This is a genomic window from Pseudodonghicola xiamenensis DSM 18339 (assembly GCF_000429365.1).
Lineage (GTDB): Bacteria > Pseudomonadota > Alphaproteobacteria > Rhodobacterales > Rhodobacteraceae > Pseudodonghicola > Pseudodonghicola xiamenensis.
Window position 1 is genome coordinate 1 of record NZ_AUBS01000046.1, and the last position, 23,621, is coordinate 23,621.

Annotated in this window: 30 protein-coding genes; 16 read left to right on the top strand and 14 right to left on the bottom strand. The window is 60.7% G+C overall.

The window, feature by feature from the left end; translation table 11 throughout:
- Positions 1-96: 96 nt before the first annotated feature.
- Both G455_RS0120315 and G455_RS0120320 read left to right on the top strand, forming a co-directional pair.
- Positions 97-909: a DUF305 domain-containing protein gene (locus tag G455_RS0120315; protein ID WP_051312660.1), complete on the top strand. Its 813-nt coding sequence runs from the start codon at positions 97-99 to the stop codon at positions 907-909.
- A 22-nt stretch (positions 910-931) separates the two neighbouring features.
- On the top strand, positions 932-1,696 hold the full coding sequence (locus tag G455_RS0120320) for a MauE/DoxX family redox-associated membrane protein (protein WP_170317858.1): 765 nt from the start codon (positions 932-934) through the stop codon (positions 1,694-1,696).
- A 100-nt stretch (positions 1,697-1,796) separates the two neighbouring features.
- Here G455_RS0120320 and G455_RS0120325 read toward each other — a convergent pair whose 3' ends face one another.
- The 7 genes from G455_RS0120325 to G455_RS0120355 all read right to left on the bottom strand — a co-directional run bounded on the left by G455_RS0120325 (position 1,797) and on the right by G455_RS0120355 (position 6,281).
- On the bottom strand, positions 1,797-2,537 hold the full coding sequence (locus tag G455_RS0120325; RefSeq protein ID WP_028095358.1) for a cytochrome c biogenesis CcdA family protein: 741 nt from the start codon (positions 2,535-2,537) through the stop codon (positions 1,797-1,799).
- Complete coding sequence (locus G455_RS0120330; protein WP_009503822.1) at positions 2,534-3,025, bottom strand: hypothetical protein; 492 nt, start codon at positions 3,023-3,025, stop codon at positions 2,534-2,536. Before G455_RS0120330 ends, G455_RS0120325 begins: the two co-directional genes overlap by 4 nt.
- Positions 3,022-3,222 (bottom strand): hypothetical protein, encoded by a 201-nt coding sequence (locus G455_RS27045; RefSeq protein WP_028095359.1) that lies wholly within the window; start codon positions 3,220-3,222, stop codon positions 3,022-3,024. Before G455_RS27045 ends, G455_RS0120330 begins: the two co-directional genes overlap by 4 nt.
- A 141-nt stretch (positions 3,223-3,363) precedes the next feature.
- The gene (locus tag G455_RS0120340; protein WP_028095360.1) at positions 3,364-4,329 is read right to left on the bottom strand and encodes a cation diffusion facilitator family transporter; all 966 of its coding nucleotides are present in this window, start codon (positions 4,327-4,329) and stop codon (positions 3,364-3,366) included.
- Positions 4,319-5,074, bottom strand: coding sequence for a transglutaminase-like domain-containing protein (locus G455_RS0120345; RefSeq protein ID WP_028095361.1), 756 nt, complete (start codon positions 5,072-5,074; stop codon positions 4,319-4,321). The genes G455_RS0120340 and G455_RS0120345 overlap by 11 nt, the downstream gene beginning before the upstream one ends.
- Before the next feature lie 96 nt (positions 5,075-5,170).
- The gene (locus G455_RS0120350; protein WP_028095362.1) at positions 5,171-5,749 is read right to left on the bottom strand and encodes a cation transporter; all 579 of its coding nucleotides are present in this window, start codon (positions 5,747-5,749) and stop codon (positions 5,171-5,173) included.
- Between the two features lie 103 nt (positions 5,750-5,852).
- Positions 5,853-6,281 carry a MerR family transcriptional regulator gene (locus tag G455_RS0120355; RefSeq protein ID WP_013959865.1) on the bottom strand — a complete coding sequence of 143 codons (429 nt, stop codon included), beginning with the start codon at positions 6,279-6,281 and terminating at the stop codon, positions 5,853-5,855.
- Between the two features lie 207 nt (positions 6,282-6,488).
- On the opposite strand from G455_RS0120355, the gene G455_RS0120360 reads away from it, so the two are divergent.
- From G455_RS0120360 to G455_RS0120420, 13 genes are read left to right on the top strand one after another with little or no spacing between them, the layout of a single operon-like run.
- Positions 6,489-7,055, top strand: coding sequence for an SCO family protein (locus tag G455_RS0120360; protein ID WP_028095363.1), 567 nt, complete (start codon positions 6,489-6,491; stop codon positions 7,053-7,055).
- 5 nt (positions 7,056-7,060) lie between these two features.
- A complete protein-coding gene (locus tag G455_RS0120365; RefSeq protein WP_028095364.1) occupies positions 7,061-7,483 on the top strand; it encodes a disulfide bond formation protein B in 423 nt (140 codons plus the stop codon).
- Positions 7,480-8,139, top strand: coding sequence for a DsbA family protein (locus tag G455_RS0120370; protein WP_028095365.1), 660 nt, complete (start codon positions 7,480-7,482; stop codon positions 8,137-8,139). The genes G455_RS0120365 and G455_RS0120370 overlap by 4 nt, the downstream gene beginning before the upstream one ends.
- Positions 8,140-8,162: 23 nt before the next feature.
- A complete protein-coding gene (locus G455_RS0120375; RefSeq protein WP_028095366.1) occupies positions 8,163-8,630 on the top strand; it encodes a copper chaperone PCu(A)C in 468 nt (155 codons plus the stop codon).
- Positions 8,630-9,256: an SCO family protein gene (locus G455_RS0120380; RefSeq protein WP_028095367.1), complete on the top strand. Its 627-nt coding sequence runs from the start codon at positions 8,630-8,632 to the stop codon at positions 9,254-9,256. The genes G455_RS0120375 and G455_RS0120380 overlap by 1 nt, the downstream gene beginning before the upstream one ends.
- Positions 9,253-10,626 (top strand): M23 family metallopeptidase, encoded by a 1,374-nt coding sequence (locus G455_RS0120385; protein WP_028095368.1) that lies wholly within the window; start codon positions 9,253-9,255, stop codon positions 10,624-10,626. Before G455_RS0120380 ends, G455_RS0120385 begins: the two co-directional genes overlap by 4 nt.
- A gap of 3 nt (positions 10,627-10,629) precedes the next feature.
- A complete protein-coding gene (locus G455_RS0120390; RefSeq protein WP_028095369.1) occupies positions 10,630-11,085 on the top strand; it encodes a DUF411 domain-containing protein in 456 nt (151 codons plus the stop codon).
- Positions 11,086-11,097: 12 nt separating this feature from the next.
- A complete protein-coding gene (locus tag G455_RS0120395) occupies positions 11,098-11,880 on the top strand; it encodes a ZIP family metal transporter (protein WP_028095370.1) in 783 nt (260 codons plus the stop codon).
- Positions 11,881-11,908: 28 nt separating this feature from the next.
- Positions 11,909-12,367 (top strand): signal peptidase II, encoded by a 459-nt coding sequence (lspA, locus tag G455_RS0120400; protein WP_009503845.1) that lies wholly within the window; start codon positions 11,909-11,911, stop codon positions 12,365-12,367.
- Positions 12,334-13,947, top strand: coding sequence for an apolipoprotein N-acyltransferase (gene lnt, locus G455_RS0120405; protein WP_028095371.1), 1,614 nt, complete (start codon positions 12,334-12,336; stop codon positions 13,945-13,947). The genes lspA and lnt overlap by 34 nt, the downstream gene beginning before the upstream one ends.
- A complete protein-coding gene (locus G455_RS26735; RefSeq protein ID WP_009503847.1) occupies positions 13,938-14,105 on the top strand; it encodes a hypothetical protein in 168 nt (55 codons plus the stop codon). Before lnt ends, G455_RS26735 begins: the two co-directional genes overlap by 10 nt.
- A 60-nt stretch (positions 14,106-14,165) precedes the next feature.
- On the top strand, positions 14,166-16,067 hold the full coding sequence (locus G455_RS0120415; RefSeq protein ID WP_223870726.1) for a penicillin acylase family protein: 1,902 nt from the start codon (positions 14,166-14,168) through the stop codon (positions 16,065-16,067).
- Complete coding sequence (locus G455_RS0120420; protein WP_028095373.1) at positions 16,064-17,065, top strand: cytochrome c oxidase assembly protein; 1,002 nt, start codon at positions 16,064-16,066, stop codon at positions 17,063-17,065. Before G455_RS0120415 ends, G455_RS0120420 begins: the two co-directional genes overlap by 4 nt.
- Before the next feature lie 219 nt (positions 17,066-17,284).
- Here G455_RS0120420 and G455_RS0120425 read toward each other — a convergent pair whose 3' ends face one another.
- The 3 genes from G455_RS0120425 to G455_RS0120435 all read right to left on the bottom strand — a co-directional run bounded on the left by G455_RS0120425 (position 17,285) and on the right by G455_RS0120435 (position 20,635).
- On the bottom strand, positions 17,285-17,797 hold the full coding sequence (locus G455_RS0120425) for a L,D-transpeptidase family protein (RefSeq protein ID WP_035367119.1): 513 nt from the start codon (positions 17,795-17,797) through the stop codon (positions 17,285-17,287).
- A 182-nt stretch (positions 17,798-17,979) separates the two neighbouring features.
- Positions 17,980-18,246 (bottom strand): TFIIB-type zinc ribbon-containing protein, encoded by a 267-nt coding sequence (locus G455_RS0120430; protein WP_035367121.1) that lies wholly within the window; start codon positions 18,244-18,246, stop codon positions 17,980-17,982.
- A gap of 34 nt (positions 18,247-18,280) precedes the next feature.
- On the bottom strand, positions 18,281-20,635 hold the full coding sequence (locus G455_RS0120435; protein ID WP_028095376.1) for a heavy metal translocating P-type ATPase: 2,355 nt from the start codon (positions 20,633-20,635) through the stop codon (positions 18,281-18,283).
- 182 nt (positions 20,636-20,817) lie between these two features.
- Here G455_RS0120435 and G455_RS0120440 point away from each other — a divergent pair, with 182 nt between their 5' ends.
- A complete protein-coding gene (locus tag G455_RS0120440) occupies positions 20,818-21,102 on the top strand; it encodes a hypothetical protein (protein WP_028095377.1) in 285 nt (94 codons plus the stop codon).
- 47 nt (positions 21,103-21,149) lie between these two features.
- On the opposite strand, the gene G455_RS0120445 is transcribed toward G455_RS0120440, so the two are convergent.
- The 4 genes from G455_RS0120445 to G455_RS24885 all read right to left on the bottom strand — a co-directional run bounded on the left by G455_RS0120445 (position 21,150) and on the right by G455_RS24885 (position 23,504).
- Positions 21,150-21,812 (bottom strand): L,D-transpeptidase, encoded by a 663-nt coding sequence (locus G455_RS0120445; RefSeq protein ID WP_009503854.1) that lies wholly within the window; start codon positions 21,810-21,812, stop codon positions 21,150-21,152.
- Between the two features lie 291 nt (positions 21,813-22,103).
- Positions 22,104-22,625: a c-type cytochrome gene (locus tag G455_RS0120450; protein ID WP_138578426.1), complete on the bottom strand. Its 522-nt coding sequence runs from the start codon at positions 22,623-22,625 to the stop codon at positions 22,104-22,106.
- Positions 22,618-23,112, bottom strand: coding sequence for a DUF411 domain-containing protein (locus tag G455_RS0120455; RefSeq protein WP_028095379.1), 495 nt, complete (start codon positions 23,110-23,112; stop codon positions 22,618-22,620). The genes G455_RS0120450 and G455_RS0120455 overlap by 8 nt, the downstream gene beginning before the upstream one ends.
- The gene (locus G455_RS24885; RefSeq protein ID WP_229861854.1) at positions 23,112-23,504 is read right to left on the bottom strand and encodes a WD40/YVTN/BNR-like repeat-containing protein; all 393 of its coding nucleotides are present in this window, start codon (positions 23,502-23,504) and stop codon (positions 23,112-23,114) included. The genes G455_RS0120455 and G455_RS24885 overlap by 1 nt, the downstream gene beginning before the upstream one ends.
- Positions 23,505-23,621 lie beyond the last annotated feature (117 nt).

Sequence of the window (23,621 nt, forward strand, 5' to 3'; positions counted from 1 at the left end):
ATATCAGAATTAAAGGCAAAATCTCATATTTAAGGGCAAAGATCAGCCGTTGATTTCGTTGGATTTCCCATCTCACAATTAAGGGCTACGCGACAGATGTATCTCAATACCTACCTCTGGACGCATGTGTTCTGGTCGGAAACGCGGGTCTACATGGCTCTCCTGATGGGTGCCACCATGGCGATCATCATGCTGGGCTTCATGCTGTCGATGTATTCCAGCAAGACGGCTAACGCCGCCATCTTCATCGGTGCCGCTGTGGTCTTTGCCGCCTCGCTCTGGCTGGTCCGCAGCCAGGTGACGGTGGGCGACACCAGCTACATGCGGGCAATGATCCCGCACCACTCGATCGCGATCATGACCTCCAGCCGCGCCGATATCTCGGACCCGCGCGTGCGCAAGTTGGCGGATGAGATCATCTATGCGCAGGACAAGGAAATCGCCGAGATGCGTTATCTGGTGAACGATATCGACGCCAATGGTGACAGTCCGGCACAGTCAGAAAGCGGACCGGCGCAGATCGTGAGCCTTGACGAGGCGCTGTCCACGGCGGAGATCACCATTCTCGATCTTGAATTCCTGACCCGGGAGGACATCGCACAACTCTTCCCGGACGGCGCGGCGTGCACGTTCACCTACACCACCACAAGCAGGCCTGCGCTGGCGGTGGGCCGCATCGACGGTGGGAGTGTAGCTCTCGCCAAGATCAGCGGCGATCTGGTGCGGCTGGAGGCTGGCGACGCCGGAAGCACTTGGGGCAAGGAAGGCATGACAGTGGCGTTGAGCGCGCCGAGCGGAACCGGCACATTGGCCGCAAATAGTGGCGAAATGCAGGACGCCGATCTCGTTCTCGAACTTGGGCCCGGTCTGCGTGCAGGGTATCGCGGACATTACGGTTGCGGTGCCTGAACCAGAAACTGGAGGAAACACCATGCCGAAAGACGCATCGAAAACAGCCCAACTCTACCGGATGGTCATGCTGGATCACCTTTGCCCTTATGGTCTCAAGTCCAAAGACCTGCTCGAACGGGAAGGGTACGAGGTCGAGGATCACCACCTGACGACACGCGAGGAAACTGATGCTTTCATGGAAAATCACGGGGTCGAGACCACGCCGCAGACCTGGATCGGCGACAAGCGCATCGGCGGCTATGACGATCTGCGGGTCCATTTCGGCCTTGACGCACCGGAAAGCGAACGCTCGGACACCTCCTATCAACCGGTGATCGCGATCTTTGCCGTCGCGTTTTTGATGGCGCTCGGCTTGTCATGGTACAGCTTTGGAACCATCCTCAGCCTGCGCGCGCTGGAATGGTTCATCTCGATCTCGATGTGCTTGCTTGCAGTGCAGAAACTTCAGGATGTCGAAAGCTTTTCGACCATGTTCCTAAATTACGACCTGCTGGCGCACCGCTGGGTGCGCTACGGCTATCTCTATCCCTTCGGAGAGGCCTTCGCCGGTATCCTCATGGTCGCAGGGGCGCTCACCTGGCTGTCGGCACCCGTGGCCTTGTTCATCGGCACCGTCGGCGCGGTTTCGGTCTTCAAGGCGGTCTATATCGACAAGCGCGAGCTGAAATGCGCCTGCGTCGGGGGCGACAGCAAGGTGCCGCTCGGTTTTGTCTCGCTCACCGAGAACCTGATGATGATGGTCATGGGTATCTGGATGCCGATCCGGGTCTACCTGATCGGCTGACGGCACCGCGACCTCTACAGAGGCGCGGCGTGGATGACATTGATTGGCGGAGATAATCCCTACACTGCAGCCATCACACCTAGAGCTGGTTCGAGATTCGTCACCCGATCGTCGCGAGAAAGGGAAACGTCCCCAGCAGCCAATAGGCAAACCGTGACAATTGCCCGGTCATGATGGCAACTCCCATGATGATCATGGCAACACCCGCGCCCTTGTAGAGCCAGCGACCGGCTTTGCCGATCTGCCTTACCCGCGCGGCGATGGCGTCGGTGAAGAGCGCGGCCAGCAGGAAAGGCACCCCCAGTCCAGCGGAATAGATCGACAGCAGCCAGATGCCGTCCGACATGCCGCCGGAGGTCGAACTGAGCGTCAGGATTGCGCCGAGGATCGGACCGATGCAAGGTGTCCAGCCAAAGGCGAAGGCCAGTCCCAGCACGTAGGCCCCAAACGGGCGACCGCCGGGAATGTCGAGATTGAAACGGGTATCGCGCGAGAACGCATTGAGACGAAAGACACCCAGCATGACCAGTCCGAACAGAATGATGATCGCGCCGCCGAGATAGTTTAGCTCGGTGCGCCATGTCAGCAGCAGGGATCCGAGCGCGCTGGCCCGGGCCCCGAGGGCGACGAAGACCGTCGAAAAGCCCAGGACAAAGCAGGCACTCAACCCGAGCGCCCCGGCGCGCGCCCGCAAGCCGACCGACCGCGTCGTGCGCAAATCTGGTTGCCCTGCGATGTACGAGACGTAGCCAGGCACCAGTGGCAGGACACAGGGCGACAGGAACGAAATGGCACCCGCCAGGAAGGCCGCGAAGATGCCGATGCCGGAAATATCCATCATACATCACGATCGTTGTTGAAAGGCCGCCAGACCCACCAGAACGCGACCAGCGGTATCACGATCCATTGCAACACAGGTGACAGGCCCGCATCGAGGATCGGAATGATCGGCATCAGGTCCGAATAGGCCCAGGCCGCGCGGATCACGATGTTGAGCCATTCGCTGAACAGCGTGTATCCGAGCCCGAACACCACCGTCAGGACGGTCACAGACCGCCGCGTCGAGGCGACCAGGGGCCAGCCCCGGCCCGACAGCATGAGGGCAAGCATCAGCGCGCTCATGGCGATCAGGATATCGCCACCCGTGCAATGGACGGCTGCGAAGACAATCTCACCCCAAGTGCCCTCGTTCCAGATCGTGTAGAGCGGCATATGCGCGAACTCCCAGATCAAGTTGGCCGGGATGATCACCGCAAAATACCGACGCAGAGCTGTCAGGGAAACTCCGTCTGTCGAGGACAGCCTGACGCCAGTCGCGACGACACTCATTGAAACACACCTGTCAGCCGGTCCCACCAGTTGGGCTCCCGGCGTCGATGCTGGGCGTTGTTGATCAACTCGCTGACATAGAGGATCAGGTTCACGTTCTTGAAGTCCATGCCATGGAATTTTGCAGCGAACCGCCCGCCGATGTCCACGACATGGGTGACCGCTCCGTGCATCATCATGTCGCTGTCGGCGGTCATCGTGAACTCCAGCCCATATTCCCGCGCCAGAAGGCGCGTCGCGTCATTTGCCTGATCGGATCGTTTGGTCAGAATGACCCAGTTGCTCGGATCGAGCCCATGCCGGTCCGCGTAATCGCGCAGACGAGCCCGATGACATCATCATGCTCGGTCAGCGTTTCCTTGAACATTGGTCTTCTCCTTTTCACTTGCGTTGCCGTGACCGTAGAGATCGGCGTTCTGATGAGCGCGATCCTCATGCTCAAATTCGAGACTGGAATGGCTGATGCCGAACTCTTCCTTCAGCCGCTTCTTGATCGCGCTCTTGATCTCTTCGATCTTCGACCAGCCCTCGGCTGCCACGACGACATGGCAGTCGAGCGCAGCCTCGTGCTCTTGCATTTGCCAGAGATGGACGTAGTGGACGTCGGCGACGCCTTCGACTTTCCGCATCGCTTCGACGACGGCCTCGTTGTCGATGTCCGGCGGGCTCCCGAGCATCAGGGTTCGGATTGGGCCGCCTATTTCAGTGAAAGACAGATACAGGATGTAGATCGCGATGCCGATGGTGATGGCAGGATCGACCCAACGCATGTCGTAAAGGATGATCAGCGACCCACCGACGATAACCGCGACCGAAGCAAGCGCGTCCGACAGGTTATGCAGGAAAAGCGCGCGGATGTTCACGCTGCCCTTCTGCATCGAATAGGTCAGCATTGCGGTCAGCGTGTCGACCACAAGCGCAATTCCACCGAGAATGACGACGGTCCACCCCATGACTTCGGGTGGATCAATCATGCGCATGCCACCTTCGTAGATCAGATAGAAGCCGATCACGATGAGGGTGGTGTAGTTGATCAGGGCCGCCACGATTTCGACCCGGCCATAGCCGAAGGTCATGCGTTCATCGGCCGGGCGGCGCGCGATCTTGCGTGCGGCGAAGGCAATGACAAGCGAGGCCATATCGGAAAAGTTGTGCAGCGCATCGGCGATCAGTGCCAGACTGCCCGAGAATATGCCCCCGACGACTTGCGCAACGGTAAGTAGCCCGTTTGCCCAGATGGCGATGGCAACCCGCCGGTCCCCAGAATTCGGATCGATAGGCGCGTGCCCGTGGTCATGTGGCATTGGCAGGCTCCGCGTGCGCGTGTGTCGCGCGTCGGTCAGTCTTCAGGCGACCGCTGCGAAAACCACGTACGCGCGCATTCATCCAGTGGCGGATGATATGACGGTAAAGGGCACCACGCAGCCATCCAAAGGATTGCTCATGGGACAAATAGAAGGCGTCCGGCGTATCAAACACGCCGAAATCTTGCACGATGCCGGATTTCTGAATGTAGGTATCTTCTCCGTTCCAGGTGACGGGAGGCGCGCCAAGGCAATCCGTGCCCGCGCCATAACCGCAGAGACTGTCCGTGTCCGAGAAAGACGTTTGCAGGACTGTCAGGAAAGCGTCATCCAGGATGAAGCCTTCGAGGTTGAACCAAGCACCTTGATATTCGATCTCAACCCATGAGTGGAGAATTTCTTGCGGAGCAAGCGGATACACCAACTCTGGGACAACACCGCGCTGCAAGCCTTTGTGGATCGTAAACCCATGCAACCGGCAACGAATGCCAACACCACGCAGCAACGCCATCAAGAGCGTCCCTTTGGTATTGCACTGCCCGTAGCCGTCGGAAAGCACCTCGGAGGCGGGGATGTCGTCAGCTCGATTGTATCCGAACGCGATTTCATTCCGAACGAAATCATAGGCAGCTCCGATCCGATCGTATTCGGATAAGCCGCGCCAGCCGCGGGTCTCAATTAGATGCGCAAGAGGCGCGGCATCAAAATCCAGTAATTTGGTGGGTGCAAGTAGGGGGTCGGTCATCTGCAACGGAGTCGCTCCTCGAATCGTCTTGGAACAAGCCTAATTACTATAGTCACTATAGCTTCAACCCTTTCTTTCAGAAAGAATCTCCCGCAACTATTTGCCCGTATGAACTGCTTTGTGGTGTTCGCCGTGTGCGTCGCGCAGAATGTCGATACCTCCCCAGGCCGCGATCCCGGCGACAATCACGCCGACGACGAGGTCCGGCCAGTTGGTTCCCAGCCAGGCGACGAGGCCGCCAGCCAAGACGATTCCGAGGTTCGCGGCGAAATCGTTGTAACTGAAGGTGTTGGCCGCGCGGATGTTGACGTCCGGATCTTTGAGCTTAGCGAGCAGCCAGACGCAGACTGCGTTGATCGCCGCCGCAAACAGGGCCATGGCGATCATGATCGTCCCGAGCGGATCTGACCCGCCGATGTAGCGGCGCCATGCATCGTAGAGGATACCAGCGGCGAACAGGATCAGCAGCCCGCCGGAAACGTTCGCCGCCCCGCGTTTCCATTTGTCGGATCGGGACAAAGCGAAAAGGCTGATCGCGTAGACGAAGCTGTCGGAGAGGTTATCGAGCCCGTTGGCGATCAGGGCACTTGAGTCGCCGAAGGCGCCTGTTGCGAAAAAGGCCACGGCCAAACCGATATTGAGCGCCAGAACGATCCAAAGCGTCCGTCTCTCCATTGAATTTTGTCTAGCAGCCATTTTGTGGTTCCAGCCTGTGTTGTACGACACATTAACTTCTGCGGCTGATCTGCGTTCCAGCCGGAATGTTGGCTGAATTCCTTCAGGCCCCGATTTCCTCGTGCTCGGTCAGGCATTCCGAATGGTCCCGCAACACCTCAAGCACCTTGCAGTCTCCCGTCCGCCCGCCGCTGCATTCGTGAACCATGCGTTTCAGTTCCGTGCGCAGCGCCTTCAGGCGGGCCATGCGCTGCTCCACCTGTTTGAGCTGGCGACGCGCGATGGCATCTGCCTCGTCGCAGGGGCGGTTGGGATGGTCGCTGAGGTCGAGCAGCTCGCGGATCGCATCGAGCGAGAAACCGAGTTGCCGCGAATGGCGGATGAAGGACAGTCGGTCGAGCTGTGCATTGTCGTAGCGCCTCTGTCCGCCTTCGGTCCTGCCAGGTTCGGGCATGAGTCCGATCTGTTCGTAGTACCGGATGGTCTGCACTTTTGTGCCAGTCTTCTTTGACAGAGTACCGATCGTGAGCATTTTCGCCTCCATGAAAAAGATACAGTTTGTGTAGGTTTTGCCGTCGGAATAAACAAGTGTCGGATTCACAGACGCGTGAGTTCAAGCTATACCATGATTTCGTGCTTGAACCTCTAGCGGCTAGAGGATGTATCCGCACATGCAATAAGAATCAATAACAGGCGAACAGGATTGTCCCTTACATCGGCACAGAAGTTTCTTTGGGTTTTGGCAGGCGTGGCAGCGCTTGCCTTCGTATGGCTTTTGCTCTGGTCCGACTATCGTGCCGACCGCGCCCGAACCGACGCCGAACCGCCTTTTTTCGCTAAATTCGAACTGACGGACCACCAGGGTATGGTTCGAACCGAGGAGGACTTTGCGGGGCGCTGGATGCTGGTGTTTTTCGGCTTCACCAACTGTCCCGACGTCTGCCCGACGACCCTGTCAGAGGTCGCGGCGGTGATGGACGGTCTGGGCGACGATGCCGCCAAGGTCCAGCCGATTTTCATAACAATCGACCCCGAACGGGACACGCCCGCCGCACTCGCCGAATACGTCCCGCTGTTCGATGCGAGCATCATCGGGCTGACGGGCACGCCGGAACAAATCGCCGCCACATCCGAGACGTTTCCGATCTTCTTTGAACGCGTCGAAGAGGCTGCGGCGCCGGATGGTTACACGATGGGCCACACGTCGCATCTGTTCCTCTTCGATCCCGACGCGGGCTTTGCCGACTCCTGGCCCTACGGCACCCCGGCCGAAGAGATTCTCGCCGATCTGGAAGAGAGGATCTGATCGACATGAACCGCATATCCGGAGAAACAGCCCTCGGGCTGGCATGGATCATCGCGCTCGTCGCCTCGCTTGCCGTGCTTTTCATCGGCGAGGTGCTGGGGCAGACGCCCTGTGTGCTGTGCTGGTTCCAGCGCGCCTTCATGTTTCCCTTGGCCATTATCCTAGGGCTGGGCCTTTGGTGGCGGGACGGCCGTGTGGGGCGCTACGGCATCGCATTGGCGCTTGGCGGCGGCGCAATCGCCCTCTGGCACATGGGGCTGTACGTCGGTCTTGTTCCCGAACGCATCCAGCCCTGCACGGCCACCGGCCCCTCTTGCACCGATGACAACCAACTGGTCTTCGGCATCCCGATCCCGCTGATGGCCCTCGCCGCCTTCGCGCTGATCGGGGCGCTGTCGGCCCTTTCATTGAAGGACACACGAAAATGAACCGACGCGCCCTGATCCTGTCCGTTCTCGCCTTCGGCGTCGCCGGTTTCGGCGGAACCACCTGGTTTGCAACCCGCCCCGGCCCGGTGGCCGAAGCGGAGCCTGTTGCGCCGGAACTCGCGGACGCGATGATCCGCCCCTACTCGCCCATCCTCGGGCCTGCGGAAGCGCCCGTCACGATCGTCGAATTCTTCGATCCGGCCTGCGAGGCCTGTCGCGCCTTTCATCCCGTCGTGAAGGACATCATGGCCGAGCATGGGGATGCTGTCCGCGTCGTGATCCGCTACACGCCCTTCCACGGCGCGGCATCCGAGGAAGCGATCCGCGTGCTCGAGGCGGCACGCATGCAGGACGTTTACGTGCCGGTGCTTGAGGCCGTTCTGCGGGAACAGCCGAGATGGGCGTCGCACGGTGCCCCGGCGCCCGGCCTGATCCTTCAGATCGCCGCCACGGCCGGACTCGATGCCGAGGCCGCGCGCACGCAAATGATGGCGCCCGATGTCGTGGCGATCCTGAACCAGGATCGTGCCGACGTCGAGACCGTGGGAATTCGCCAGACGCCCACATTCTTCGTGAACGGCAAGCCGCTCGATCCATTCGGGGAGGCAGAATTGCGTCGTCTGGTGGCCGCCGAAGTCGCTGCCGCGCAAAGCTGAATACAAAGGGCAGGATCAGAACGATGAAAAAGTATATTTTGACCAGCACACTGGCGGCGCTTTTGACCCTTGGAGGGTTCTCAGCGCCCGCGCTGGCCGGACCCGAGGATGTTGTCGTCGAGAACGCGTGGTCCCGCGCCTCCATCGGGATGAACCGTCCCGGGGCCGCTTACATGACGATCCGCAACACTGGCGACGAGCCAGTGACGCTGATCGGCCTTACAACGCCGCTCGCGATGATGCCCGAAATTCACGAGACGAAGACAAATGCCGAAGGTGTGAGTTCCATGAACCCGGCGGGGGAGATCGCGATCGCCCCGGGCGAGAGCGTCGCGCTCGAACCGGGGGGCCTGCACGCAATGCTGATGCGGCTGCAAGAACTGATGACGGAAGGGGACACCTTTCCGCTGACCCTGCTTTTCGAAGACGGAGGCGAAGTGACGGTCGAGGTGCCGATCCTCGGAATCGCCGCGCGGGGGCCAGAGGACTGATGCGGCGACGGGCGATCCTGGGGTACGGGGCGGCTGGTGTCGGGGCGGTCGCCCTGATGCTCTTCGTCGGTTGGTGGCAGGTCGATGGACCCGGTGGACCTGAACCTGTCGGGCAGCGGCCTGTGGCCCTGACCGAGATGGATTTCCGTCTGACGGATCATGAGGGCAACGCGGTCGGGCCGGAAACCCTGATCGGTCGCCCGACGATGGCGTTCTTCGGCTTCACCTACTGTCCCGATGTCTGCCCGACCACGCTCTCGGACATTTCGGGATGGCTCGACGATCTGGGAAACGAGGCCGACGAGATGAACGTGGTTTTCATCACGGTCGATCCCGAGCGCGACACTGTCGAAACGATGGCCGAATATGTCGGCTACTTCCATCCTGCGCTCCGTGGCTGGACGGGGCCGGAAGAGCAGATCGCGCGCGTCGCGGACGGCTTCCGCGCCACCTACGAGCAAGTACCGACGGAGAGCGGCGATTACACGATGAACCACACCGCGAGCGTCTTCCTGTTCGCAGCCTCTGGGCGGTTCGTCACCATGATCGACTATCACGAAGCCAGAGAATTCGCGGTGCCGAAGATCCGTCGCGCGCTGGCAGAAGAAATGGAGGGGGCGACATGAGGCTCAGAACTTTGGCGGCGGGTGTCGCAATTGCGGGGACGGTTTCGGGAGCGGCTATCGCCATCTCTGATCTTTTGTCGAAAGAACCCGTGCCGCCGGAACTTGCCCAGGCAGGTAGCTGGATGCCCCAAGGTCCTGAAGCCCCTAGAAACGTTGACATCCTCGTGACGCTGCCCGCGACGGCATGGGCAGAGGATGCACCCGACCTCGGCTCCCTACCCCTTCTGCAGGTCGCGTTCGCCGACAGGCCGGTAAGCGCGATCGAGCCACCGCTGTCGACGTGGTCGCGCGACATTGCACCTGGCGAGACGCTCGATTTCTTGCTGTCCGAAGCTGGACTTGCGGCACCTGACAGAGCCGAAGTTGCCCTCGCGCTTGGCGCGGAATACGATCTGCGACGGCTGCGGCCGGGGCACTCGGTCACTGTTGCTTCGACCATGGACGGCAGCCCCCGCACCGTCGCACTTGCCGTCGAGGACGGGGTTCGGATCGAGGTGGTGTTCGGCGAGCGGTTGTCCACACAGGTCGTGACTCCGGATCCGGAGATCGTAACCCTTGCCGGCGAAGCGGTGATCGACAGCTCGATCTTCGCGGCACTCGAAGAAGCCGGCATACCCGCCCGTTTTTCCGTGGACCTTGCGCAGATGCTGGGTGGGACCGTGGATTTCCGCCGCGAGATGGCCGGCGGCGAAGCACTAAGGCTTCTCTGGCGTGAGGCGCGGGTCGGCGAGGACAGGATCGGACAGCCCGAACTCGCCTTCGCCGCACTGGAGATCGGCGGTTCGCTTTACGAGATCGTATGGCCGGACGACGGCAGCGGTCAGGCGACGATCTACGTCGATGGCGAGGTGCTGCGCGTCTTCGCACAGCCGGTCGAGGGTGCGCGCCTCAGCTCGGTGTTCGGACGCCGCACGCATCCGGTCTTTGGCAACGTCCGGATGCACACAGGCGTCGATTTCGCAGCGGCACGTGGGACACCGGTTCAATCGACGGCACCGGGGCGGGTTAGTTTCATTGGCTGGCGCGGTGGCTATGGCCGTGTGGTCGAAATCTCGCACGGCTCCGACACCATGACGCGCTACGCGCATCTGAGCGCCGTGCCGGAAGACCTGGCACAAGGCCAACGCGTTGCGGCGGGAGATGTGATCGGCCGCGTCGGCGCGACTGGCACGGCGACAGGTCCGAACCTGCACTACGAAGTCCTCGTGGATGGGCGCCCGACTGACCCCCTCACTGACGACCGGCTCGCCGAAGCAGCTGAGAGCGAAGCGGATGATACCGCCGCGCTCTCGCGTCTGGCCGAGGCGCGGGCGCTTCTGAATGAAAACCTCGGCAGCGAGATTGCCGAAACGACAACCGAAAGGCTCTGACCCATGAAACGCATGACCCAAGCTCTTGCCATCACGCTCGCCCTTTTCCCGGCGGCCCAGGCCCTCGCAGAGGCAACGGCGATCGACGTCCGCAAGACGAACGGTTGCGGCTGCTGCCTCTCGTGGATGAACCACCTCGAAGAGAACGGTTTTGTGCCGACCGGCCAGGACATGTTCGGTGGGTCGCTGGTTCGCTTCAAGCTCGACAACGGCGTGCCGCAGCGCATGGTCTCCTGCCACACCGCGCTCATTGACGGCTACGTGATCGAAGGCCATGTACCGGCCGCTGACATCCGCCGCCTTCTCGATGAGCGCCCGGACGCAGTCGGTCTCGCCGTGCCTGGGATGCCCTATGGCTCGCCCGGCATGGGGCCAGAAGACGACCGCGAGGCCTATGATGTCTTCCTCATCCGCGAGGACGGGTCGACGGAAGTCTTTTCGAGCTACGGCGAAGGATAACCTGGCCCGCCCATGGAAAACCTCTCTCCGATCATGCTCGGCTTCCTCGGAAGTCTGGCTGCCGGATCGCTCACGGCAGTCGGAGCAGTTCCCGTGTTGTTTGGACGCATCCCGTCGCGGGCCACACGCGATCTGTCGCTCGGCTTCGCTGCCGGTGTGATGCTCGCCGCTTCCTTCTTTTCGCTGATCATCCCGGCATTGGATGCGGCCGAGCCGATGTTCGAGAACGGCGCGATGCCTGCGGCCATCGTATGCGTCTCGATCCTCTTGGGCATGGGGGCTGTCGCGCTGATGAACGAAAAGCTGCCGCACGAGCATTTCAAGACGGGACGCGAAGGGCCCGAAGCGGCGTCTTTGCGGCGGGTCTGGCTTTTCATCATCGCGATCACGATCCACAACTTCCCCGAAGGCCTCGCGGTCGGGGTCGGCTTCGGATCCGGAGGTATGGAGGGCGGTTTGCCGCTTGCTGTCGGCATCGGGCTTCAGAATGCGCCCGAAGGATTGGCCGTCGCTGTATCTCTGCTGGGCGAGGGATATCCGAAGCTGCGCGCCTGGGGCATCGCGGCGCTGACGGGCATGGTCGAGCCGATTGGCGGCCTGCTCGGGGCCGGGATCATCACGCTGTCGGAACCGCTGCTGCCATGGGGACTGGCCTTTGCCGCGGGCGCAATGCTCTACGTCATCAGCCACGAAATCATCCCCGAAACCCATCGCAGCGGCCATCAGAACAGGGCGACGCTCGGTCTCGCAGTCGGGCTCGTTCTGATGCTGTTTCTCGATGTCTGGTTGGGATGAGGCAATGTCATCATACAAAGTATCTGCGATGATCGGCGTCTTTGCAGCGCTTGCTGCGTTCGCGATCGATCAGATCACCAAAGCCATTGTCGTTGCGAATGCCGTCACTTTAAGCGCCGGGATTTCCGTGTTTCCGGGATTCAACCTCGTCTTTTATCGTAATGACGGCGTGACTTTCGGGATGCTGGGCGGCGCTCCGTGGTGGAGCCTCATCGCTCTCGCTCTTGCCATCTGTGTTTGGCTGGGGGTTATGCTGTTTCGCGCCGAAAATGCGGTCGAAACACTTGCCTATGGCGCGATCATTGGCGGAGCCTTGGGCAATGTTATCGATCGTGTGCGGTATCGGGCTGTAACAGACTTTCTCGATTTCTACATTGGCACAACACATTGGCCTGCCTTCAACATGGCCGATATATTTGTTGTCAGTGGCGTGGGGCTCTTGCTCGCCGCGCCATGGATCAGCGCGCGGCGTTCGATCAAGTCGTGAAACCGAAAATTCTGAACCGCATCGCTCTGCGCCACCGTTTGCTTTCGCGGATGACGCTTGGTTTCGCCGCCGGGGCGCTGACCGTTCTGACTTTCCCGCCTTTCTCGCTTCTCCTGCTCGTTCCCGTTGCCTATTCCGCGTTCTTTGTCGGTCTTCGCGATCTCTCCCTAGGGCGTGCTTTCCTCGTCGGCTGGGCGTTTGGTCTTGGCCAGTTCGGTTTCGGGATTTCGTGGATTGCAGAGAGTTTCTACGTCGAGGCCGAGCGGTTCGGGGCGATGGCGATCCCGGCTGTCGCGGGATTGTCCGCAGGTCTCGCAATTTTCCCAGCCATTGCCGCAGCGCTCTTCGCCGAAATCGCGCGGCGCGGAGCCCTGGGTAGTCTCCTCGCCTGCCTCCTGTTCACGACCTCCTGGACCGCGACCGAGTGGTTGCGTGGTCACGTTCTGACAGGGTTTCCCTGGAACCTCGCCGGCTACGCACTTGCCGACTACGCCGCCCTTCGCCAGACCGCCGCCTGGGTCGGAAGCTATGGGTTAAGCTTTCTCAGCGTGTTCGTCGCGGCACTTCCCGGCGCGGCTGTCATGACGTCCGGGCGGCAACGATTGACCGTTTCGCTCATGGCGCTGGCCGGCATCGCGACGATGTGGGCTGTCGGTACGCTTCGCCTCCAGTCGGATGCACAACAGCCACCCGGTGTCGACCTGCGCATCGTCCAGGGCAACATTCCACAAGAGGAGAAATGGGCGCCCGAGAACCGCGAGGCGACCTTCGCGCGCTATGTTGAGCTTTCAACCCAGCCCGGCGATTTCGACGTTCTTCTTTGGCCGGAAACCGCCTTTCCGGGTTTCCTCGATGAGGATACGGAGGCGCGGGATCGCATTGCCGCAGCGCTACCAGACGGCAGCATGCTGCTCACCGGGGTGCCGGACCGTGTACCGAGCGAGGATGGCACCCGATATTTCAACACGGTCCAGGCTTTTGGCGAGACCGGCAGAATCCTGACCGGATACGCGAAACACCATCTCGTACCCTTCGGCGAATATGTGCCATTCCGTGGCTGGTTGCCCATCGAGCGACTCACGGCGGGTCTGGGCGATTTTACGCCCGGACCGGGCCCGCGAACGCTTGCGCTTCCGGGTGTGCCCCTGGTCGCCGTGGCGATCTGCTATGAGATCATCTTCCCAAGCCATGTGGTCGACGACCTGTTCAGGCCGGACTGGATTTTCAACGCGACAAACGACGCCTGGTTCGGCACCAGCATCGGACCCGAGCAGCATCTGGCTTCCGCACGGATGCGTGCCGTAGAGGAAGGCCTTCCTGTCATCCGAGCCGCGAATACGGGCATCTCCGCGGTCATCGACGCGAACGGTGACCTCGTCGCGCGGCTCGGCAACGGAGAAACCGGTGTAATAGATGCGGCTCTGCCCTCTGCTCATCCGTCAACGCTATATGCGCGCTTCGGCGACTGGGCGCTGCTGGCTCTCATCTTCACTACTTGGGCCGTGGGACTGGCTGCAGGTCTGGTCGGCACACACCGGTGCAACAAGAGAACACGAACGGAGAAAAAGTCATGCTGGTAATCGCGGGCATTGTCGCGGGTGCGATCTGGGGTGGATATCTGGCGCGACGCCGAAAAGGAAACCGGCTGGATATCCTCCAGTATGCGGCGAGTTCGGCGATCGCCTTCGGTCTTCTCACCTATTTCGTTTCGGTGGTCCTCTTGCGCATCTTTGCATGAGAAGGGTTTCGAAACGGCACCGACGTGAGACGTCTTTTCAACATATTACTGTACGGGTTCTTGGCGATCTGTATCACGGCATCGGTTGGTTCCGGGTTGGTCTATTTTCTGCTGAGCGCATCCGTTCCCGACTACAACGAGGACTTCTCGGTAGCAGGCTTAGGTGGACCGGTCGATATTCTGCGAGATGCCTCGGCAATCCCGCACATTACCGCGAGTTCCGCCGCGGATGTCTATTTCGCGATCGGCTTCGTTCATGCGCAAGACCGACTCGGTCAGCTGTTAAGGGCAAGGCGAATGGCCGAAGCTTCTTGGCCATCCGATGAGACATTGTCCGTTGCGCCAGCGGTCTCAGACGCGCTCGAATCCTATGCCGCCGGCGTCAATGCGTGGCTCGAGCTGGTGTCGGCGGGAGGGCGCGGCAGAGGCTCGCCGGAACTGTTGATCGCAGACGAACGGTCGATCGATGCCTGGACACCTGGCGATAGCCTGAGGATTGCCCGGTCTTTTCTGAATGGCCTGCGACCGGAAAGCGCACGGAAAGGAACGCCGAGCTTATCAAGTGCAATTATACCGTCGGATCGACCAAAAGTGCTCGAACTATTTGCGACTGATCCGCAGCAGCGCCTCGATGCATGGGCGATAGACGGTGACCGAACCGCTGCCGGGACACCAATTCTCGCCGCCGATATCAGCGGTTCCCTGTCGCTGCCCTCGGAATGGTATCTCGCCGATCTTCAGTTTTCGACAGGGCCGGCCATAGGGGCCACGATGCCGGGCGTACCTTTCGTTATTGTCGGTCGCAATACGCGCGTCGCCTGGGCCTTCCGGTCATTTCCCGTGCCAGACGAGGAGGCACCAAGGGGGCCGTCACCCGTGCAGGCGGCAGGTTTCCTGACGATGCTGGAGCTGTTCACGCGTTCGGCCGACGCGACCGATGCCATCGGAGTTGCCGCAGACATGTTGCCGAAAGGCATGGAGGCATTGGCCATTGACCGAGAGACCGTTGCCCGATGGCCAAAAGAGGAAGCCGTACGAGCGTTGTCATTTCGCGACATTCGACTGGCGGAGCTTGAAGCGCGGCAATCGATCTTCTCGACTGAAGGCGCCATCGGTGTTCAAAGGGACACCGTAAGTACCGTGGCGCGAACCCTGCTGCCCCTGATGGCGAAGGAGCTTTGGTTCGTGCAGTCCAGAGACAGCATCGAAGGCACCGATGCGAACGACCTTCGTCGTGAACTACTGGACAGGCTTGCGTCGTGGAATGGCGACATGGATCGCTATTCACCGGAACCTCTGCTGTTCTGGACTTGGCTCCGGGCTTTGCAGCAGCGCATTTTGAAAGACGAATTTCCGGCAGCGCAGCAACTCTGGACCCGTCCGAACCCGAACTTTCTTTATGCGGTACTCAGCGATCGTCGCGGTAGCGCAATCTGGTGCGACATCCGCCTATCCTCACCTCGCGAGACATGCGAGGAGCAGGTTCGCGTGGCCCTGGATGATGCCCTTGGCTGGCTGGTCGATCGATATGGGCGCGATCCCTCGACGTGGACCTGGGGGGAGGAGCATAGATTGGACATGCAGTGGTCGCCGATCAGTTCACGTGGGTTGCTGACCAACCTGCTGTCCCTTCAAGCGCCGATTTCAGGCGATCCGTTTACGCAATTCTTGACATCATTTGGTGTTGAAGAAGACCGTCCATTCCTTGTGAGTGCCGGAAGCAATTTTCAGGCGGTCATGTCGATATCGGAAGCAGCGGGATCATACTACATCACGCCCGCCGGACAGTCGGGACATCCGCTATCTCGATTCTACGACAATCTCTTTCCCTCGTGGATACAAGGCGAATACCTCGCCATGTCGACCGATCTGTCACTGGCCCGTGGCGGCGCTTCCGGGATCTCGCGGCTCACACCGGCTACCTCCGACAACCCTCGGATGAGCGAGGGCCAGAGCGAATGATCACAAACTTCTTCTTCCTTTACGACCCTTTCGGCTATGTGCTGTCACCGGTGTCGCTCATTGTTGTCGGTCTTACAGTATGGCTGTTTTTGCGTGGGCTCAAAATACACGCTCGCTGTCTCGGAAGGGTTTCTGGTTGGCGTCGAACCGCCTTCTTTGTCGGCCTCGCGGCCGTCCTCGTCGCGACGAATGGGCCGCTCGCGCCATTGGGGCACAGTCTGTTTTCGGTACATCAGGTCGAGCATCTTCTTCTGCGACTGGTAGGACCGCTTCTTATCGCGGTTTCTCAGCCCTGGCTTGGCCTTCAAGCCGGATTGAAAAGGGAATGGCGCCGACGCCTTGCCGCGATTGGGCGTGCGCGCATCCCGCGATTCTTGGCGCTTCCTGCATCTGCCACCTCCTTGTTGATTGGTGCGCTTTTCGTCTGGCAGATCCCGATGATCTACGCCCTTACACAACGTATTGCGGCGATGGAAGCGCTGGCACATCTGTCTATGGTGCTTGCTGGGCTTTGGTACTTTGCTATGCTGTTCGATCTGCGTGATCCGCCTGAAGGAGCGCGGCGCGGCGCTCGGCTGATGTCAGGGTTCGTGGTGATCGTTTCCAACATCTTTCTGGGCTCCCTGACAACGCTCAAGGAGGTGCCCCTCTATGGATCAGAAATCATCGCAGCGAGCGGTGGTCGACTTCGCGCCCTGGCTGACGAGACAATCGGTGGCTACGTAATCTGGGTCCCGTCGTCGATGGTTCTCATCGCGGCAATCATTCTGGTGCTGAACGGCTGGAACGCGGCGGAGGAACGGCGCTGGACGTCCCGCTACGACCTGATGCGCCAATCGAATGCGGCGGCGCTCGAGTTTCCGGAAACCGCGGAGGAACTGCGTCTGAAAGTAGAGAAGCCGAACCGGGACATGGGCCGTACGCTCGCCCTTGGCGCATTCTCCATGTTCATGGTTGTCATGATTACCGTCGTGACCATCGTCTATGCCCTCGGATAGATTGAATTCGACATGAGACCAGACGCATTCTTCTCCGCTAGGGCCCGCCTGTTTCGCCACTGCCACGGCTGGACACATATTGTAGTGTCCTTACGCGTACCGGGTGCTTGCGCTGGCCCCCGGCGGCGAGCGTCACTTTAGCCGTGATCGCCATCGAAGTGATCAACGTGGCCCTGTGCCGACGATTTTCCTGATCTGACGGAAGATCATCTCCTCCCATCAGGCGTAGATGTCGATCGGTGTTCCGTCTTTCACCATTGCATAGATGTCCTCGATCTGCCGATCTGTGACCGCGATGCAGCCAGCTGTCCAGTCGCGGACATCCGTTGGGTCGATCCCTGGGCGTGGACCACCATGGATGAAGATGTCGCCGCCGGGGGAAAGGCCCTGCGCTTCAGCGAAGGCTATGTCGGCCTCATTCGGATAGGAGATGCCAACCGAAAGATGATACGTACTGTCGGGGTTGCGCTTATCGACTACGTAAGCGCCCTCAGGGGTCCGGCCGTCTCCCTCGAATTGCTTGTGACCCTCAGGAGCGAAACCCAGCCCGACCGGATAGGTTTGCAATACGCGATCGGCTCCGTCCAGAACAAGCAAACGCTGCCCCTTGTAAAGCCGAACACGGGTCACCTCGGGTCCGCCATAGCTGCGGAACTTGCTGGCACAGCCAGACAAAAACGCTGCCAACCCGCCCAACAGGACGGCGCGGCGGGGAAATCGGATGGTTTTCACTGCTCGATGCCTCTTTCGTGAGGTCTGATATGGACATTACGTTACCTTGCAAATGCTGCGTGATCAATGTCCGTGGGCAAGCGCGGCCTTTGCGATCTCTGGACCAACCTGCTCACCGCTGAATGCCTTGCGGGCCTACCGCAGCGCCTTGAGGGCGACCGGCAGGGAGGCCACGGCAAGCCTTAATCGAACAACTCGTGAAGCCAGGATTTGCGCCGATAGCCGTGCTTTCCGCGCCGGTAGCCGCGATCATCGTCGTAGCCGCGCGGCTCAGGCACCCGCTGAGGCGCCACATCGGGTGCCGAACGCTCGATGATCTTGTCCAGTTCGCCCCGGTCGAGCCAGACACCCCGGCAATCGGGACAGAAGTCGATCTCGATCCCCTGGCGGTCGGTCATGCTCAAGGGCACCTCGCAAACCGGACACATCATCCTGCCCTTCACGCTCATGTCTCGTCTCGGCTCCTTTCCGGGTTCTCCCAGTTCAATGACCATGTGCCAGCGCCCCTTTGGCCAAGCCTTCGCCAACCTGTTCACCGCCGGACGGCGGCGCCTTGGCCTCTTGGCTGTTAAGCAGGCGCAGGGCGTTGGCCACCACCAGCAATGACACTCCTACGTCGGCTGCAATAGCGCCCCACATCGATGCCAGTCCGAACGCGGTAGCGACAACGAAAACGCCCTTGGTCGCCAAGGAAATACCGATGTTCTGATGGATAATCGACATTGTCCGGCGCGAATGACCGATCAGCCAAGGCACCTTGCCGAGGTCGTCGGTCATCAGGGCAATATCCGCCGTCTCGATTGCCGCGTCCGAACCAACAGCGCCCATCGCGATGGCGTAATGCGCGCGCGCCATGGCGGGGGCGTCGTTCACCCCGTCGCCGATCATGGCCACCATGTCATGCGTTTCGACCAGTTCTTCGATGGCTGTCACCTTGTCTTCGGGCAAAAGCTCGGCACGGACCTCGTCGATGCCGACCTCGGCTGCAACGGCGCGCGCTGTCCGCTCGTTGTCGCCCGTCAACATGACGATGGTCTTCACGCCTTGCGCGTGGAGCTGTGCCACGATGCCCTTGGCGTCGGGGCGGATACGGTCGCGCAATTCCAGGATGCCGGTCACGCCGGTGTCGTCGCCCACGGCAACAAGGGTGCTGCCAGCCCCTTCGATGCGGTCGCGCAGATCCTTCGGAATGGCGTCGCCGAAACCCTTCTCCTCGGCAAACCGGTCGGACCCTAGCCAGATCGACCGGCCGTCTGTGCGTCCTTCAAGTCCCCTACCGGGAACGGTTCGGGTGTCTTCCGCGGCGGACACATTGATGCCGTCGGCTTCTGCCCGCGCGAGAATGGCACGCGCCAAGGGATGCGAGGAACGTGCCTCCAGCCCAGCGGCGAGGGTCATCAGATCTTGCGCCGATGCTTTGCCCAGCGGATGCACCGCCGCCACCTCGGGCTCGCCCATGGTGATCGTGCCGGTCTTGTCCATGGCCAATGCAGTGGTCTTGCCCGGTGCCTCAACATATGCACCGCCCTTGATCAGCACCCCCGCCCGCGCAGAGGCGGTGAGTGCAGCGACGATGGAGACCGGTGTCGAGATGACCAGAGCACACGGGCAGGCGATCACCAGCAGCACGAGTGCATTGTAGAACCAATAATCCCAGGCCCCACCGAAAATGAGCGGCGGCAACAGGGCAATTGCGATGGCGAGAGCCATGACGATAGGCGTGTAGATGCGGGCAAATTTCGCCACCCACTGCTCCACCGGCGCGCGGCGGGCATGGGCGTCGCCGACCATGCGGATAATCTTGGCCAACACGGTGTCCGAGGCGGCCTTCGTGGCGCGCACCGTCAGTGTGCCTTCGCCGTTGATCGTACCGGCATAGACATCGTCGCCCCGTTCCTTTGGGACCAGCGCACTCTCTCCGGTGATTGGCGCCTGATCGACGGCCCCTGCCCCATCGACAACCTCACCATCCAATGGGATGCGGTCTCCGCCGCGCACGACGAAACGTGCGTTGATAGCAACCGCGGAAGCCGGTACGTCCGCTTCCGAACCGTCATCATAAAGAATTCTTGCCGTCGGCGGCGCCAGGTCCAGCAGAGCTGAAACCGCATTCCTCGCACGCCCGACGCTCCAGCTTTCGAGGAAAAGCGAGAGCGAGAAGAAGAACGCAACCGTCGCCGCCTCGAAAAATTCGCCGAGGCCAATTGCACCCGCGACTGCGACTACCATGAGCAGGTTCATGTCGGGCGACAGCCGCCGTGCGGACGACCATGCCTTGGGCGCCACGAGCCAAACACCGAACAGGATCGCAACCGCGAATAGCCCTGCCTCGACCAGTGGCATCGGCGCTTCGCCGTGCCCTGCGAAGAGGCCGAGTGCCCCCCCCATGCCGGTCTCGATGATGTGCCACAGAAATCCCGCGGCCCAGAAGCCGCCACTGAGCGCCGTAAACAGCCGCTGGCGTGCAAGATGGGCCGCCTGGTCGACCGACGCGTTTTCGGCATCCCAGGGCTTGGCGGTCATGCCGGTGCTTGCGACCAGCTCTGCAATTTCGCCGTCCGATACACTCTTGGCGCTGTCGAGAATAGTCATCCGTCCATTGATCACGTCGAACGCGAGATGCTCGGCCCCGCCGATCTTCGGGCCGACCACCTTGTTCAGGATTGCTACCTCCTCGGCGCAATCGAGGCCGGACACCTGAAAACTGCGCCCGCCCGCTGGCGCGGGCGTCGTCGGAACGATGTCGCCGCACGTTCCGGCGCTCCCGCAGCAGCTGCCGCCGCTTGTCTGGGCATCTTCGGCGTGATCGTGGTCGTGACGATGGGTGTCGGACGGCATGAATGGACCTCTGGATTCGGGTGCTTTACCATGACATAGCCCCTACAGTAGCTAGAGCTTCAAGAGCAAAATACGGTGGTATTTCAGTTTGTTTTATTGCTAGAGGATGCGGCGACCGGCTCCATCACGCCTTGAGGCATGAACAGCCGCTGCAAAGAAAAACAGTCACGAAAGGAAGCTTGATGCGGGTTTTGATGCTGAAGCAAAAAATGATGGTTGCAGTGGTGCTGTCGCTTACGGCCGGATGCGCAGTCCAGCCGACTGGGCCAGGCGACGCGGCAGACCAGCGGGGCAACGTTCCCGAAGCCGTGATTGCAATGGCTGCCCCGGATCAGGATGTTGCAACCGCGCGCTTGGTGCCCGAGGACGGGTGCTACTGGTACGAACACAGCGGCCCCGTTGAAACGACCTTGCTGCCGCTGCGCACGGCGAACGGCAACCCTATCTGCGTCGCGCGGGAAGTGTGACGACGACCCGCACGTCACATCAATGCGCTGAGAGCTAATTACCTCATTCAACTTCTCGCGGTAACGCTGTCCTCAGCCGAATAAAGATGTGCTGTCGATCCGATCTCGACGTTCGGATAAAGCTCGTTGATGTGTGCCATAACCATCCGCACGCAACCCGAACTCGCACGACCGCCGATGCTTCTCGGATAGGGTGTGCCGTGTATCCGAAGATAGGTGTCGCGATCACCGACATAGAGATAGAGCGCCCGCGATCCCAAGGCGTTTTGAGGCCCGGGTTCCATCCCGTCGGCCCATCTTGCGTTTTCGGGATCCCGCTCGATCATATTCTGTGTCGGCGTCCAGTGCGGCCACCTGACCTTGCGCTTGATGTTATAAACACCTGGCTCGTAGAGGTTGCCCCGCGCGATCGCCACGCCGTAGCGCATCGCGGTTCCACCCTCCTCAATGTGGTAGAGATACCGCGCGACCGCATCGACATGGATGTCTCCCGGCACGAGGCCGTCCTTCGCGTCCACACGCTGAGGCAAGAAACGTGGGTGTAGTCCCCAAGGGTTTGACGTGGCCGGATCGAAGCCGGGCGGGCTGACTTGCGCGTCCCATTCAGCCTTCTGCGCCTCGGTGGGCCAGCTATCGGCAAACACAGGGTTGGCCACAGTCGCCGAAAAGAGCGCTGTTGTCGTTTGAATGAAGTGTCGTCTTGTCAGCATGTCGTACCCTTTCGGTTCCCACCGGCGATCAATGGCAAGAACGATATACATTCTCGTCGACTAGATAGGACTTCTAGTGGCTAGAGGTTCAAGGGCAAATTTTCGTGAACGCATGCACGCGACCCTGGTAGCACATGCTTGCCTTGCGGTCGGGTTAACGGCCAACCAGGTCAGGTCCGAATTAGCGTGGTAAAGCGGGAGTCGGGGGGCGGAGTAGGACAGATTTGCCGAATTGGTCCCCCGGTGGATCGGCTTTGGTCGAAAGATACTATCCTGACACCCTGTCGAACTTCACCCGCCCGTGTCATTGGCCGAAACTTCGGCTTGGAACTCACGTTGTCGCTCAGGCCAGGTGCTCTTGATGTAGACGAGGATCGCCTCGATCTCTGCGTCTGTCAGATCCTCTCCGAAGGCCGGCATGTCGCTCTCGTATCCCGGCACGACGGCACCGACCCCGCCTTTAGTGATCTGAAAAAGCATGCGGTCTGAATGGTGCCAGGTGTGGCCTGTGTCATCATGCGGCGGGGCCGGCATTCTTCCGGTGTCAAGACGACGACGCCAATCGGGCTGGCCTTCAAGGTTCGCACCATGGCAACTGGCGCAGTTGTCCGCATAAAGCTGTTGCCCTGCCGTGACCTCGGATGCAAGCACGGGCTCTCCCAAGAACGTCAGTCCCTCGACACGCGGGTCCACCGGTTCCGATTGGGCCAGCACCACAACGCCGGTGGTCGCGAGCGTGGACACTAGGGCAGCGAGGTGCACTGACCGCCTGACCGTACCCTTCGCCAGTCGGTTTTTCGGCCCCTTATTCATCGGCATAGATTGAGATTCCTTCCGGGCCAAAGGCGTAGGTCCTTAGCGTGCCTGACTTGACCGCAGCCATCCCGGGTGCATTCGCGGGCATTCCCGGCAAGGTGATACCCGTTATCGCCGGACGGGTTTCCAGCAGCCGCTCGATGATGTCGACGGGGACGAGACCGCTGACATAGTAGCCGTCGATTTCGGCCAAGTGGCAGCCGATGCCCTGGGCGGGCACACCGACTTCGACCGAGCGTTTGTCGAAGTCGCGGTCATCCACACGCGTTACGGTAAAGCCGTGTTCTTCGAGATAATCCCCATAGGCATCACAGCAGCCGCAGCCCGGATCGCGCCAGATGGTGATCTGCCTTTCGCTGCCCGTCAGACCGGGCGCCACATCGCCTGTCGCTTGCGCCCAAGCCGATGTGGTCAGGCCCACCATTCCGACAATGCCGCTGCCAATCAGACCAAGCGCGTTTCTTCTCTGCATCATTTTCTCCATCATAGTTCTCCTGTTTCGATCCAGGTTGCGCCGCCGTCACGGCTGAATTTCAAGATGCCGCCCAACAGGGCAGCGATGTAGGTCTCGTCTCTTGGATGAACCGCAACAGCGGTCGCAGCTTTGCTGGCCCGCTTTTGCCAGATGACTCCGCCGTCCTGCGATGCCCAGAGGCCCGAACGCAGAGCGGCATACATCACTTCCGGCGCCGAGGGGGCACTGGCCAGCGACAGGATCGGTTGACCGCCTGGCAATGGCGCTTCGGACGGTGGGGCTTCACCCGCAACCAATGCGTCCATCGCGTTGCCTGGCTGCACGTCCTGCCAGCGACAAAAGCAATCGGGCACCCGCGCAAGGCCAACCTCGGTGCCCGCATAGATCCAGATCCCGCCCATGCCGGTTTCAAGCTCGACCGAAGTGTCGCGTTGCCCTTAAATCTGAGACACGACGCGTTCGGGGATATTTTTTGCCCTTAATTATGAGATTCCACTGCCATCGCGCCTATGCTTTTC

Bases quoted from the DNA above. Each gene is read 5' to 3' on its own strand.
- G455_RS0120315 (WP_051312660.1), top strand. From the start codon at position 97: ATGTATCTCAATACCTACCTCTGGACGCATGTGTTCTGGTCGGAAACG.
- G455_RS0120320 (WP_170317858.1), top strand. From the start codon at position 932: ATGCCGAAAGACGCATCGAAAACAGCCCAACTCTACCGGATGGTCATG.
- G455_RS0120325 (WP_028095358.1), bottom strand. From the start codon at position 2,537: ATGATGGATATTTCCGGCATCGGCATCTTCGCGGCCTTCCTGGCGGGT.
- G455_RS0120330 (WP_009503822.1), bottom strand. From the start codon at position 3,025: ATGAGTGTCGTCGCGACTGGCGTCAGGCTGTCCTCGACAGACGGAGTT.
- G455_RS27045 (WP_028095359.1), bottom strand. From the start codon at position 3,222: ATGACCGCCGACAGCGACATGATGATGCACGGAGCGGTCACCCATGTC.
- G455_RS0120340 (WP_028095360.1), bottom strand. From the start codon at position 4,329: ATGCCACATGACCACGGGCACGCGCCTATCGATCCGAATTCTGGGGAC.
- G455_RS0120345 (WP_028095361.1), bottom strand. From the start codon at position 5,074: ATGACCGACCCCCTACTTGCACCCACCAAATTACTGGATTTTGATGCC.
- G455_RS0120350 (WP_028095362.1), bottom strand. From the start codon at position 5,749: ATGGAGAGACGGACGCTTTGGATCGTTCTGGCGCTCAATATCGGTTTG.
- G455_RS0120355 (WP_013959865.1), bottom strand. From the start codon at position 6,281: ATGCTCACGATCGGTACTCTGTCAAAGAAGACTGGCACAAAAGTGCAG.
- G455_RS0120365 (WP_028095364.1), top strand. From the start codon at position 7,061: ATGAACCGCATATCCGGAGAAACAGCCCTCGGGCTGGCATGGATCATC.
- G455_RS0120370 (WP_028095365.1), top strand. From the start codon at position 7,480: ATGAACCGACGCGCCCTGATCCTGTCCGTTCTCGCCTTCGGCGTCGCC.
- G455_RS0120375 (WP_028095366.1), top strand. From the start codon at position 8,163: ATGAAAAAGTATATTTTGACCAGCACACTGGCGGCGCTTTTGACCCTT.
- G455_RS0120380 (WP_028095367.1), top strand. From the start codon at position 8,630: ATGCGGCGACGGGCGATCCTGGGGTACGGGGCGGCTGGTGTCGGGGCG.
- G455_RS0120385 (WP_028095368.1), top strand. From the start codon at position 9,253: ATGAGGCTCAGAACTTTGGCGGCGGGTGTCGCAATTGCGGGGACGGTT.
- G455_RS0120390 (WP_028095369.1), top strand. From the start codon at position 10,630: ATGAAACGCATGACCCAAGCTCTTGCCATCACGCTCGCCCTTTTCCCG.
- G455_RS0120395 (WP_028095370.1), top strand. From the start codon at position 11,098: ATGGAAAACCTCTCTCCGATCATGCTCGGCTTCCTCGGAAGTCTGGCT.
- lspA (WP_009503845.1), top strand. From the start codon at position 11,909: ATGATCGGCGTCTTTGCAGCGCTTGCTGCGTTCGCGATCGATCAGATC.
- lnt (WP_028095371.1), top strand. From the start codon at position 12,334: ATGGATCAGCGCGCGGCGTTCGATCAAGTCGTGAAACCGAAAATTCTG.
- G455_RS26735 (WP_009503847.1), top strand. From the start codon at position 13,938: ATGCTGGTAATCGCGGGCATTGTCGCGGGTGCGATCTGGGGTGGATAT.
- G455_RS0120420 (WP_028095373.1), top strand. From the start codon at position 16,064: ATGATCACAAACTTCTTCTTCCTTTACGACCCTTTCGGCTATGTGCTG.
- G455_RS0120430 (WP_035367121.1), bottom strand. From the start codon at position 18,246: ATGAGCGTGAAGGGCAGGATGATGTGTCCGGTTTGCGAGGTGCCCTTG.
- G455_RS0120435 (WP_028095376.1), bottom strand. From the start codon at position 20,635: ATGCCGTCCGACACCCATCGTCACGACCACGATCACGCCGAAGATGCC.
- G455_RS0120440 (WP_028095377.1), top strand. From the start codon at position 20,818: ATGCGGGTTTTGATGCTGAAGCAAAAAATGATGGTTGCAGTGGTGCTG.
- G455_RS0120445 (WP_009503854.1), bottom strand. From the start codon at position 21,812: ATGCTGACAAGACGACACTTCATTCAAACGACAACAGCGCTCTTTTCG.
- G455_RS0120450 (WP_138578426.1), bottom strand. From the start codon at position 22,625: ATGAATAAGGGGCCGAAAAACCGACTGGCGAAGGGTACGGTCAGGCGG.
- G455_RS0120455 (WP_028095379.1), bottom strand. From the start codon at position 23,112: ATGGAGAAAATGATGCAGAGAAGAAACGCGCTTGGTCTGATTGGCAGC.
- G455_RS24885 (WP_229861854.1), bottom strand. From the start codon at position 23,504: ATGGGCGGGATCTGGATCTATGCGGGCACCGAGGTTGGCCTTGCGCGG.